This is a genomic window from Stenotrophomonas sp. YJH_SMC_33 (assembly GCF_059372295.1).
The window spans coordinates 48,453-60,433 of the sequence record NZ_JCAFVJ010000003.1 but is presented as its reverse complement, the minus strand read 5'-3'; the positions used below and the strand labels follow the sequence as shown (position 1 = coordinate 60,433).

Annotated in this window: 11 protein-coding genes; 7 read left to right on the top strand and 4 right to left on the bottom strand. The window is 67.7% G+C overall.

Going from position 1 to position 11,981, the window contains the following annotated elements:
* Nucleotides 1–48 precede the first annotated feature (48 nt).
* Nucleotides 49–822 carry a C40 family peptidase gene (locus tag AC5P9W_RS06950; protein ID WP_005414115.1) on the top strand — a complete coding sequence of 258 codons (774 nt, stop codon included), beginning with the start codon at nucleotides 49–51 and terminating at the stop codon, nucleotides 820–822.
* A gap of 220 nt (nucleotides 823–1,042) precedes the next feature.
* Here the strand turns inward: AC5P9W_RS06950 and AC5P9W_RS06945 are convergent, their stop codons facing one another.
* Nucleotides 1,043–2,377, bottom strand: coding sequence for a dicarboxylate/amino acid:cation symporter (locus AC5P9W_RS06945; RefSeq protein WP_019660634.1), 1,335 nt, complete (start codon nucleotides 2,375–2,377; stop codon nucleotides 1,043–1,045).
* 153 nt (nucleotides 2,378–2,530) lie between these two features.
* Here AC5P9W_RS06945 and AC5P9W_RS06940 point away from each other — a divergent pair, with 153 nt between their 5' ends.
* The 5 genes from AC5P9W_RS06940 (at nucleotide 2,531) to AC5P9W_RS06920 (ending at nucleotide 7,870) form a co-directional block, all read left to right on the top strand.
* Complete coding sequence (locus AC5P9W_RS06940) at nucleotides 2,531–4,237, top strand: alkaline phosphatase (RefSeq protein ID WP_111102212.1); 1,707 nt, start codon at nucleotides 2,531–2,533, stop codon at nucleotides 4,235–4,237.
* Nucleotides 4,234–4,779: a WG repeat-containing protein gene (locus AC5P9W_RS06935; protein WP_021203387.1), complete on the top strand. Its 546-nt coding sequence runs from the start codon at nucleotides 4,234–4,236 to the stop codon at nucleotides 4,777–4,779. The genes AC5P9W_RS06940 and AC5P9W_RS06935 overlap by 4 nt, the downstream gene beginning before the upstream one ends.
* Nucleotides 4,780–5,418: 639 nt before the next feature.
* Nucleotides 5,419–6,705, top strand: coding sequence for a tRNA lysidine(34) synthetase TilS (gene tilS, locus AC5P9W_RS06930; RefSeq protein WP_495218993.1), 1,287 nt, complete (start codon nucleotides 5,419–5,421; stop codon nucleotides 6,703–6,705).
* A 36-nt stretch (nucleotides 6,706–6,741) separates the two neighbouring features.
* A complete protein-coding gene (locus tag AC5P9W_RS06925; protein ID WP_005410522.1) occupies nucleotides 6,742–7,002 on the top strand; it encodes an exodeoxyribonuclease VII small subunit in 261 nt (86 codons plus the stop codon).
* Nucleotides 6,992–7,870: a polyprenyl synthetase family protein gene (locus AC5P9W_RS06920; protein WP_058982172.1), complete on the top strand. Its 879-nt coding sequence runs from the start codon at nucleotides 6,992–6,994 to the stop codon at nucleotides 7,868–7,870. Before AC5P9W_RS06925 ends, AC5P9W_RS06920 begins: the two co-directional genes overlap by 11 nt.
* Nucleotides 7,871–7,981: 111 nt before the next feature.
* Here the strand turns inward: AC5P9W_RS06920 and AC5P9W_RS06915 are convergent, their stop codons facing one another.
* Entirely contained in the window at nucleotides 7,982–8,353 is a 372-nt protein-coding gene (locus tag AC5P9W_RS06915) for a DUF4870 domain-containing protein (protein WP_019662100.1), read from the bottom strand.
* 87 nt (nucleotides 8,354–8,440) lie between these two features.
* On the bottom strand, nucleotides 8,441–9,808 hold the full coding sequence (pmbA, locus tag AC5P9W_RS06910; RefSeq protein ID WP_019662101.1) for a metalloprotease PmbA: 1,368 nt from the start codon (nucleotides 9,806–9,808) through the stop codon (nucleotides 8,441–8,443).
* A 67-nt stretch (nucleotides 9,809–9,875) separates the two neighbouring features.
* Here pmbA and yjgA point away from each other — a divergent pair, with 67 nt between their 5' ends.
* The gene (yjgA, locus tag AC5P9W_RS06905; RefSeq protein WP_021204304.1) at nucleotides 9,876–10,466 is read left to right on the top strand and encodes a ribosome biogenesis factor YjgA; all 591 of its coding nucleotides are present in this window, start codon (nucleotides 9,876–9,878) and stop codon (nucleotides 10,464–10,466) included.
* 41 nt (nucleotides 10,467–10,507) lie between these two features.
* On the opposite strand, the gene tldD is transcribed toward yjgA, so the two are convergent.
* Nucleotides 10,508–11,953: a metalloprotease TldD gene (tldD, locus tag AC5P9W_RS06900; RefSeq protein ID WP_019662103.1), complete on the bottom strand. Its 1,446-nt coding sequence runs from the start codon at nucleotides 11,951–11,953 to the stop codon at nucleotides 10,508–10,510.
* Between the last annotated feature and the right edge of the window lie 28 nt (nucleotides 11,954–11,981).

Genomic DNA, 11,981 nt, shown 5'->3' with positions numbered 1-11,981 from the left:
GCTTTTACAGGGCATGATGCCCCATCGTTTTTTTCCTGTGACCGACGCGTGACGACTGACGACCTGAAAAGCGAAGGCCAGACTTCCGTATCTTCACGTAGTGCCCGCCCGCTGTTGCTTGGCCTGGCACTGTGCCTGACCAGCCTTCCGGCCTGGTCGCAGACTGCTCCAAACCGTTCCGATGTGACCCCGGCCCCGGTGGCCGAGAGCACCGCCCGACCGGCCGCCAAGGCCGAGGCTGCCGCTCCGCAGCGCAGCCGCGTCGATGCCGCCGCCAGTGCCACGCTGGCCGCCCTGCTGCCGCACCTGGCCGCCAACGACACCATTCCGCTGATGGATCGCTCGGCCGTGGTGGCCGGTGACCTCAGCCGCCTGCTCGCCAACTACGACACCAGCAGCGCCGCCAATGGCAGCGTCGTCGGCACCGCCGCCGACAACGGCAAGGTGCAGTCGCTGCTGCGCCGCGCGATGACCCTGCTGGGCACCCCGTACCGTTGGGGTGGCAGCAACCCGGACAGCGGTTTCGACTGCAGCGGCTTGGTCGGCTATGTGTTCCGTTCGGCGCTGGGCATCGAGTTGCCGCGCGTCTCGCGCGAGATGGCGCACGATGACAACGCCGAACTGATCAACGACCGCACCGCGCTGGCGGCGGGCGACCTGGTCTTCTTCGGCCGCAAGGGCCGCGTCGACCACGTCGGCATCTATGTCGGCGACGGCCGCTTCCTGCACGCCCCCAGCTCGGGCAAGGATGTGCGCGTGGACACCCTGCTCAGTGGCTACTGGGGCAACAAGTTCATGCAGGCCCGCCGGGTGGATCTCTGACCCGCTGGCGCTACAGCGCCGCCTGATGCGAGAAGCCGCTGCCCTGCAGCGGCTTTTTTGTTGGGCCCGTAATGGTGGGTGGCTGCCGACCTTGGTCGCCACCGGCTCCATCCATGCATGGTGTGGATCAAGCGGAGGCCGCCTTGGCCGACACCGCCTCGGCCATCCCCAAACAAAAGGCCCGACGGTCAGGGCGGGCCTTTCAATTCAGCACACCACCTCAGGCGCGTGGTGGTGTCGGGTCGGGATCATCCACGCCCACGTTGCTGGACGGGTTGTCGTACACCGCCTGGTCAAGCAGCCCGGTCTCCTTGGCCACGATCACCGGTACCAGCATCTGGCCCGTCACGTTCGTCATCGTGCGCATCATGTCCAGGATGCGATCAATGGCATACAGGTAGCCGATGGTCTCCAGCGGCAGGTTGGCCGCACTCAGCACCACCGTGGCCATGATCACCGCAGTACCCGGCACGCCGGCGGTACCGAAGCTGCCCAGCACCGAGGCGATCAGCACCACCACGTACTGCTCCGGAGTCAGCGGCACACCGCTGTACTGCGCGATGAACACCGCGCACAGCGCCGGGTAGATCGCGCCGCAGCCGTCCATCTTGATGCTGGCGCCCAGCGGCACCGCAAACGAACCGTAATCCTTGTTCACGCCCAGGTTGTGGGTGATCGAACGCAGTGCCACCGGCATCGCCGCGAAGCTGGACGAGCTGACGAACGCAACCTGCATGCCCGGCGCCGCACCACGGAAGAACTTCAGCGGGTTCAGTCCGTGCGCCAGCAGCAGTGCGCTGTAGACCACCACGATGTGCAGGGCGCAGGCCACGTACAGCGCCAGCACGAAATGCCCCAGCGGCAGCAGCTTCTCGAACCCGTAGCTGCCGACCAGACCGGCGATCAGGCCAAAGGTGCCGATCGGGGTGACTTCCAGCACGAAGCGGGTCACCTGGATCATGATGTCGCTCATCTGGCCGACCAGCTTGCGCGCCTCGGTCACCTTCTCGCCGAGCTTGACGATGGCGAAGCCGACCAGGCCAGCGAAGAAGATGACTGGCAGGATCGAGCCACGGCCGGCGGCCAGCACAGTTTCGCCGGCCGCGTTGACCTTGGTGCCGATACCGGACAGCGCGTAGAAGACATTGGCCGGCACCACGTCCAGCAGCACCTGCACCACGCTGGGGACCTCGCGCGGCACGTAGTTGCTGGCCATGGTCAGCTGCAGGCCACCGGCGCCGGGCTGCAGCACGGTACCCACGCCCAGGCCGACGCATACCGCCAACGCGGCGGTGATCACGAACCACAGGAAGGTGCGGCCACTGAGCGCGGCGACCGACTTCTGCCCGTGCAGCGATGAGATAGCGTTGATGACCGCGAAGAACACCAGCGGCACGGCGATCATCTTGATCAGGGTGACATACAGCTCACCCAGCGGGCCAAACCACGTTTCTGCGGCCGGGCCAAGCGCCCAGCCGGCCAGCGCACCGAGCACGAAGCCACCGACCACGCGCTGCCAGAATGGAATCCGCAGCCAGGCAGAGACCAGCTTCATAGGCAATCCAGAGGGAAGGAAGGGATGCTGGCACGATAGTCCAAAGCGGCCTGCGGAACGACCGCCGGGCCGGCAAATCAGTGTGTCATCGGCGTGCCTTGCTGGGGCGGGCATAATGAATGTCCCGTTACAGTTTGTGAGATCCCAGCGTCCATGCGCCGTTCCGTCTCCCTGTTGGCCGCCTGCGCCACCACCCTGCTGCTGGGCGCCTGCGCCAGCACCACCCCCGCCTCTGCCCCGGCCGGCCTGAAGGTCGCCGTCGATCCCGTCGCCCACCCGGCCGGCGAAACCCCGCAGTGGTGGTACCGCAGCGGCGCTGCCCAGGCCGCCGCCAACGGCGCGATGTCCGGCAAGGCCAAGAACGTCATCCTGTTCCTCGGCGACGGCATGAGCCTGACCACCGTGGCCGCCTCGCGCATCTACGAGGGCCAGCGCAAGGGTGGCTCCGGTGAAGAGAACCTGCTGTCCTGGGAGCGCTTCCCGGCCACGGCGTTCAGCAAGACCTACAACACCGATTCGCAGACCCCGGATTCGGCCGGCACCATGACCGCCATCACCACCGGTGTGAAGACCCACATGGGTGCGATCGGCGTCAGCGCCGGCAGCCGCACCGACTGTGCCGACAGCCTGTCCAAGGGCCTGCTGACCTGGCTTCAGCTGGCCGACAGCGCCGGCCTGGCCACCGGCGTGGTGTCCACCGCGCGCCTGACCCATGCCACCCCGGCCGCGACCTACGCGCACTCGCCCGAGCGCAACTGGGAAAACGATACCGACCTGACTGAAGCGGCGAAGGCGGCCGGCTGCAAGGACATCGCCCAGCAGCTGCTGTCGACTTCGCGCTACGGGCGCGGCCCGCTGGTCGCCCTCGGCGGCGGGCGCGGGGAATTCACCACCGTGGAAGAGCGCGACCCGGAGTACGACGACAAGGTCGGCCAGCGACTGGATGGGCGCAGCCTGGTGCAGGAATGGCAGCAGGCCCATCCGCACGGCGCCTACGTGTGGAACAGCAAGCAGCTGGCCGCCGCCGCCAACGCACCGGCGATCCTCGGCCTGTTTGAACCGGACCACATGCGCTACGAGTACGAGCGCCCGCAGGATCCGGGCGGTGAGCCGAGCCTGGCCGAACTGACCGCAGCGGCGATCAAGAATCTGTCGAGGCACCCGGAAGGCTACGTGCTGATGATCGAAGGCGCACGCATCGACCACGCCAACCACAGCGGCAACGCCTACCGTGCACTGACCGAAACCGTGGCGCTGTCCGATGCGGTGCGCGTGGCCAGCGAGCTGACCTCGGCCGACGACACCCTGATCATCGTTACCGCCGACCACTCGCACACGCTGAACTTCGTCGGCTACCCGGCGCGCGGCAACCCGATCCTGGGCAAGGTGAAGGACAAGGGCGGCGAAGATGGCGCCGGCAAGCTGGACTACGCACTGGACGGCACCGGCCAGCCGTACACCACGCTGAGCTACGCCAATGGCCCGGGCCACACCGGCAGCAGCAACCAGCAACCGGCCGGCCCGAAGCGCTATCCGCACAACCCGAGCAGCTTCGAACCGGCCGACGGCCGCCCGAACCTGCGCGAAGTCGACACCGAGCATCCGGACTACATGCAGGAAGCGCTGGTGCCGATGAAGTCCGAATCGCACGGTGGCGAGGACGTCGGCATCTGGGCACGCGGCCCGGGCAGCAAGGCGATCCGCGGCACGCTGGAACAGAACGCGATCTATCACATGATCGTGCAGGCCACCCCGGCCCTGCGCGAGCGCCTGTGCCAGGCCGGCACCTGCGATGACAAGGGCGTGCCGGTGCAGCTGCCGGCACCGACCGCGTTCGAGCGCAAGGCCGAGGCCAAGTGATCGCACGGCAGGCCCGCCCTGACGCTGCCAGCGGCTGCTTCGCGCGGTCGCTGGCCCTGCTTGGCATGCTGGTCAGCGCCACTGCAGCGGCACAGGCACCGGCATGCAAGCTGCTGACCGACGAACACGGGTTGTGGCCGCTGCCCAACTGCGAGGTGATCGATCACCGGCCGAAGATCAGTACCGAGACGTTGAAGGGCCTGAACTACGACGACCACGGTCTGGCGGTGGTGTACGCCGACCAGGGTTTCCACTACGTCGACCGCAAGGGCCGCAGCCTGCCGGTGCTGACCTGGGACAACGGCCCGGAGACGCCGCAGGAAGGCCTGTTGCGCGGCCGCGTAGGCAACCGCGTGGGTTACTTCGACCTGACGTTCCGCCAGGTGGTACCCGGCACGTTCGATTTCGCATGGCCGTTCCAGGACGGCGTCGCCGAGGTCTGCAATGGTTGCCGTCGTGGTACGCCGGATGCCGATGGCCACACGCCGATGGAAGGCGGAGAGTGGTTCCGCATCGACCGTTCGGGCCGTCGGGTGAAGTAGGTTTTCGGCAGGGCTGCGCCCTGCACCTGCAGACGCAACGGCAACGGCAACGGCCGGAAGCAACAGCAACAGCGTGCATTCCGTGGGATGGCGGGGCACTGTGGGTGTGCGGGGACGGCGCGAGTACGTCCATGTAGCCTTGGTCGCCGCATCCATGCGGCTCACACCCCGCAAACCCACAGTGCCCAGCCTTCGACAGTTTTCCGGCGGCTGTTGGTAGGTGTCGACCTTGGTCGACACATCTGTCAGATATCGAATGAGTCATCCACGCATGGCGTGGATCTACTGTGTCTACCAAGGTCGACACCTACCAACGCGGTGCAAGACGCCGTTCCGACAGATCGCGGCAATCTGTCGAAGGCGGGGTGGGTCCGGTTGCGGGGGCGTGAGCCGCATGGGCCCGAGGCATGCCTCGGGCGGGTTGGGCAGGACGCCCAACCCCGGTCTTGCCGTGTGCGCAGGACTGCGCACACGTGCAAGCGGCGACCGAGCTTACATGGACGTACTTGCAGCGGCCCCCGCAACCGGACCTGCCCCGCCTCCCCTCAGGAGGCCAGCTTCTGCTGTTGCTGTTGCTGTTGCTCTGGATCGTAGCGGGTGCAGGGCGCAGCCCTGCCGAGCAACCCTATACTTGCCGCCGTGACCGCCTTCCCTGCCCTCGTTCCGCTGGATGTGCCGCTGCTGGTGGGCTACAGCGGCGGTGTCGACTCGACCGTGCTGCTGCACTGGCTGTGGCGCTGCGCTCAGCTTTCCGGCACGGCACTGCGTGCGGTGCACGTGCACCATGGCCTGCAACCGGCCGCCGATGACTGGGTGCTGCATTGCCAGCAGCAATGCGCAGCACTGGGCATCGAACTGGCCGTGCATCGCGTGCAGATCGACAACCGCGCAGGCCTCGGCCTTGAGGGCGCAGCGCGGCATGCCCGGCGTGCGGCGTTCGCGGCCGAGCTGCGCGACGGCGAAACGCTGGCACTTGCGCAGCACCAGGACGACCAGGCCGAGACCTTCCTGCTGCGCGCGCTGCGCGGTTCAGGCGTCGACGGCCTTGCAGCGATGTCTGCACACAGCCATCTTGGCGAACATCCCCTGTGGCGACCACTGCTGTCGACGTCGCGCGACGCACTGCTCCACTACGCCCGGCAGCACGCGCTTCAATGGATCGAAGACCCCAGCAACGCGGAAGACCACGCCGATCGCAACTTCCTGCGCCTGCAGGTGTTGCCGTTGCTGCGCCAGCGCTGGCCGCACGCGGCGTCGGCATTGGCCGGCAGCGCGACGCATTGCCGGCAGACCCGCGAACTGCTGGACGAGGAAGACGCCGAGCTGATCGCGCATCTGGAAGTGGCACCGCGCGTGCTGTCATTGGAACTTCTGCGCCAAGTGTCGCCGGGCCGCGCCGCACGCGTGCTGCGCGCCTGGGTGCTGGGCCATGCTGCAGCACCGTTGCCGGCCACGGTGCTGAAACAGGCGCTGGACGAACTGCTGCCGGCCGGCAACGATCGCCAGGCACGTGTGCGCTGGCACGATCACGCGATCCAGCAATGGCGCGACCATGCCTACCTGCTGCCAGCCCGGCTACCTGCGCTCCCCCCCGCGTGGCAGGCCGAATGGGACGGACGCGCGCCATTGGCGCTGCCCGATGGCGGACAACTGCGCCTGCAGGGCGCCCCGGCCTTCGAACGCCCATTGCAGGTACGTGCGCGCGCGGGCGGTGAGCGCATCCTGCTACCCGGTCGCCCGCATTCGCACGCGCTGAAGGACTGCCTGCAACGTGAGCGTCTTGCCCCGTGGCGCCGCGCGCAGCTGCCGTTGATCTTCGATGGCCCGCAGTTGCTGGCCGCCGCCGACGTGGTCATCGCCGCGCCCCTGCAGGCCTGGTTGCAGGCGAACGGGGCACAGCTGCGTTGGCATCCCGGCGGCTGGTGAATTGACCCCCGCGCGCGGCCCGTCCACACTTGCCGCATGGCCAAGAAGTCCCCCGAAAACGCCTCCCCGGTCGCCCAGTTCGAGCAGTCGCTTGAATCGCTGGAACAGCTGGTGGAGCAGATGGAAACCGGCGAGCTGAGCCTGGAAGCCTCGCTCAGTGCTTACGAACGTGGCGTCGGTCTGTATCGCCAGTGCCAGCAGGCGCTGGAACAGGCCGAACTGCGCGTGCGCCTGCTCAGCGATCCGGCGCAGCCGGAAGCATCCGAGCCGTTCGATCCGCCCAGCCATGACGGCTGAAGCCCTGTTCGCGCGCTGGCGCGACCGCATCGAGAGCCAGCTCGACGCCGCCCTGCCCTCGCCCGCCGAGGCCCCGCAACGCCTGCACCAGGCGATGCGCTACTCGGTGCTGGGTGGCGGCAAGCGCATGCGGCCGCTGCTGGTGTACGCCAGTGGCCACCTGTTCGGCGCGCAACTGGAGCACCTGGACGCGGCCGCGATGTCCGTCGAGCTCATCCACGCCTATTCGCTGGTGCATGACGACCTGCCGGCGATGGACGACGATGCCCTGCGCCGCGGCAAGCCGACCACCCACATCGCCTTCGACGAAGCTACCGCCATCCTCGCCGGTGACGCCCTGCAGACCCGTGCCTTTGGCCTGCTGGCCGATGCGCCGCTGACGGCCACGCTGCGCGTGGCCTGCCTGCAGACCCTGGCCCACGCGTCCGGTGCCTCCGGCATGTGCGGCGGCCAGGCGCTGGACATCGATGCCACCGGCCAGCAACAGACCCTGGCGGCACTGACCCGCATGCATGCACTGAAGACCGGCGCACTGATCCGCGCGGCGGTGCGCATGGGTGCGCTGTGCGGCCAGGCCCACGAACCGCAGCTGGCCCAGCTCGACAGTTTCGCCGATGCACTCGGCCTGGCCTTCCAGGTCCGCGATGACATCCTGGATGTGGAAGCCAGTTCTGAACAACTGGGCAAGACCGCCGGCAAGGACCAGGCACAGGAAAAGAGCACCTTCCCGGCGCTGCTGGGCATGGACGGCGCCAAAGCACAGCTGCGCGAACTGGCAGCGCGCATGCAGGCAACCCTGGCCGGCCATGGCGAGGAAGCCGATCCGCTGCGCGCGCTGGCAACGCTGGCGGTGGAGCGCAATCACTGATTGCTGGCGGCGACGCTGCCGCACTGCGCTCACCGCGCTTGGCCCGGCACGAGCGCCAAACAACAACGCCCGGCAATGCCGGGCGTTGCATGTATCCGCGTGCGGACGAACTTACTTGATCAGGCGCAGCGCGAACGGGTAGCGATACGCCTCGCCGTTGTTGGCCTTGACGGCGGCAATGATGCAGAACACCAGGCTGACCAGACCAACGATCGGCATCAGGATCGCGCCGATGACGACGATGGTCAGGATCATGCAGATGACCATGGCGATGGCCACGGTGATCTGGAAGTTCAGCGCTTCCTTGGCCTGGTCGGTCACAAAGGCCTTGCCCGCATCATCCTTGTTGATCAGCCAGATGATCAGCGCGCCGATGAAGCCGGTGAAGATGCCCAGCAGGTGCGCAGCCAGCGCCATCGTGCGCTGGTCGGCCGGGGCCTCGGTGGTCGCCGGCGGCGGCGGGACGTTATCGAATTCGCTCACGACAAAACTCCTTTTCATTGGGTGGTCTTGACCCACCAGCACCAAGCTGGCTGCGTCAGGCGGGCATAGCTTACGCCATCGACGCCATCAATCATTACCGGCAATGGTCATCCGCCCCACCAGGATCGAGCCGGTGCGGATGTGCGAGCGCGGGTCAACATCACTGCCCACCGCTTCGATGCTGCTGAACATCTCGCGCAGGTTGCCGGCGATGGTGATGCCATCCACCGGATACTGGATCTCGCCATTCTCGACCCGGAAGCCACCGGCGCCCCGCGAATAGTCGCCGGTCACCCCGTTGACGCCCTGCCCCATCAGCTCGGTCACCAGCAGGCCATTGCCCATCTGCCGGGCGATGTCCTGCAGCGCGCCAGCATTGGCGGCCAACTGCAGGTTGTGCACGCCACCGGCATTGGCGGTGGTCTGCAGGCCCAGCTTGCGTGCCGAGTAGCTGCCCAGCACGTAGCGCTGCAGGACGCCGTCACGGACCAGCGCCGAAGCTCGGGTGGCCACGCCATCGCCATCGAAGGCGGCCGAACGCAGGCCACGGCGCAGGTGAGGCAGTTCCTCGATCTGCATCCAGCCGGGGAACAACTGCAGGCCGACGCTGTCCAGCAGGAAGCTGGCCTGGCGGTACAGGGCACCGCCGGACACCGCCGACAACAGGTGGCCGACCAGGCTGCGCGCCACTTCCGGGGCGAACAACACCGGCATGCTGCCGGTGGCCATCGAGCGAGGCTGCAGGCGGGCGACGGTGCGCTCGGCAGCACGACGACCGACCAGGCCCACCTCCTCCAGATCCTCGCGGGCCAGCGCACTGGTGTACCAGCCATCGCGCTGCATGCCATCGCCCTGGCCGGCAATCAGCGCACAGCCCACCGAATGATGGGTGCCGCGCTCACGGCCGATGAAACCATGCGAATTGGCATAGACCGACAGGCTCTGCATGCTTGACACCGAAGCGCCGTCGGAATTGCGGATCTGCGCATCGGCCTCGCGGCCTGCGTTCTCACAGGCCAGGGCCAGGTCCACCGCCTCGTCGGCCTGCAGCGCCCACGGGTGCCAGGCATCCAGATCCGGGAAGTCGGTGGCCATCAACGCGGCCTCGGCCAAGCCGGCAGCCGGGTCATCTTCGGTATGCCGGGCGATCGCACAGGCCTGTTCGACCGTGGCGGCAAGGCTGGCCTCGTTCAGGTCGCCAGTGCTGGCACTGCCCTTGCGTTGCCCGAAATAGACGGTGACGGCGATACCGCGGTCACGGGTGGACTGCACGGTCTCAACCTCGCCAAGGCGGACATTGACCTCCAGGCCACGATCCTCGCTGCAGCTGACCTCGGCCTGGCTGGCGCCCAGCGCGCGGGCACGGTCGAGCAGCTGCTGGGAGAGGTCGGCCAGCCGTTCCAGCCGGGCCGCGCTGTCGTCGCCGACGGCCACTTCAGGGGCGATCACGTTCAATGCTTTATCCTGTACGGGTTGGGCCCGGCATCACGCCGGGCGACTTTTTTGAAATCAGGTATGGACGATGCGCGGACGCGACGAAGAAACCGGTGAATTCCACGACAAGAGCCGCAGCCAGAACCGGCGCGACGCGCTCGACGTCCTGGCCCTGGGCGAGAAGCTGGTGTCGTTGACCCCGGCCCAGCTGGCGCGCCTGCCGATCCCGGAAGACCTGCTGCCGCATATCGCCGAGTGCAAGCGCATCACCGCCCACATCGCCCACAAGCGCCAGCTGGCGTTCCTGGCCAAGCACATGCGGCGCGAAGAAGAGGCCACGCTGGATGCGATCCGCGACGCGCTGGACGCCAACAGCGAGACCGGCCGCCGCGAAGTGGCAATGATGCATCGCGTTGAGGGCTGGCGCGACCGCCTGCTGGCCGAGGGTGACAAGGCACTGGCGGCCCTTCTCGACGATTATCCGCAGGCCGATCGCCAGCAGCTGCGCACGCTGGTGCGCAACGCGCAGGCCGAAAAGGCCAGGAACAAGCCGCCGCGCGCCTACCGTGAGATTTTCCAGGTGCTGCGCGGCCTGATGCTGCCGGCCGCGCTGGGCCTGAAGACGGCGGGCGACGAAGACGCCGGCCACGTCGAGACCGACGAAGCCGACGAGGACTGAGTCCGCGCCGGTCGGGGCGGTGGCGCTGGCCATCGCCCGGCTCAGGCCTGGGTACCGCCGACGGTGATGCCCTCGATCAGCAGCGAGGGCTGGCCGACACCCACGGGCACGCTCTGCCCGTCCTTGCCGCAGACGCCCACGCCCTCGTCCAAGGCCAGGTCATTGCCGACCATGCGCACCTTCTGCATGGTTTCCGGACCGTTCCCGATCAGGGTCGCGCCCTTCACCGGCGTGGTGACGCGGCCATCCTCGATCAGGTAGGCCTCGGTCGCCGAGAACACGTACTTGCCGCTGGTGATGTCGACCTGGCCGCCGCCGAAGTTGACCGCGTACAGACCCTTCTTCACCGAACGGATCATCTCCTGCGGGTCGTGCTGGCCGGCACGCATGTAGGTGTTGGTCATGCGCGGCATGGTCATGTGCGCGAATGATTCGCGGCGGCCATTGCCGGTAGGCGCCACGCCCATCAGGCGCGCATTGAGGCTGTCCTGCATGTAGCCGACCAGGATGCCGTCCTCGATCAGCGTGGTGCACTGGCTGGGATGGCCCTCGTCGTCGATGTTCAACGAACCGCGGCGTCCGTCCAGCGTGCCGTCATCGACGATGGTCACGCCCGGGGCGGCAACGCGCTCACCGATGCGGCCCGCGTAGACGCTGGTGCCCTTGCGGTTGAAGTCGCCTTCCAACCCGTGGCCAACCGCTTCATGCAGCAGCACGCCCGGCCAGCCCGGACCGAGCACCACCGGCATCACCCCGGCCGGAGCCGGAACGGCGTCCAGGTTCACTAGCGCCTGGCGCAGCGCCTCGCGGGCGAAGGCCTCGGGGCGCCCGTCCGCAAACAGTTCTTCATACCCGTAGCGGCCACCGCCGCCTGCATAGCCGGACTCGCGGCGACCGTGGTGCTCGACGATCACCTGTACGTTCAGGCGCACCAGCGGCCGCACATCAGCACCCAGCACACCGTCGCTGCGTGCGATCAGCACCGTGTCGACGCCGCCGGACAGGCTCACCATCACCTGCTTCACGCGCGGATCGGCGGCACGCAGGTAGCCATCCAGGCGCTTGAGCACCTCGACCTTGGCCTCGTTGCCGATACCATCGATCGGGTCCAGCGCCGGGTACAGCGCGCGCGCGTTGCCACGCAGTAGCGATCGCCCGGATTGGGCACCGCCTTCGCGTGAGATCGCACGTGCCGACTGCGCCGCCGCCAGCAGCGCGTCGGCGTGGATGTCATCGGAATAGGCGAAGCCGGTCTTTTCGCCGGAAATTGCCCGCACGCCCACGCCCTGTTCGATGGAATGGGCGCCATCCTTGACGATGCCGTCTTCCACGCTCCAGCTCTCGCGGCGGGCATGCTGGAAGTAAAGATCACCGAAGTCCACACCGGGGCCAAGCAACTGGCCGAAGGTGCGCTCCAGGCCAGCGGTATCCAGGCCGCCGGGGCGCAGCAGGCGGTCTTGGGCAAGCGTCAGGGCGATGTCAGTCATGGTTCTCGATCTGGGGATGCGGGGGCGC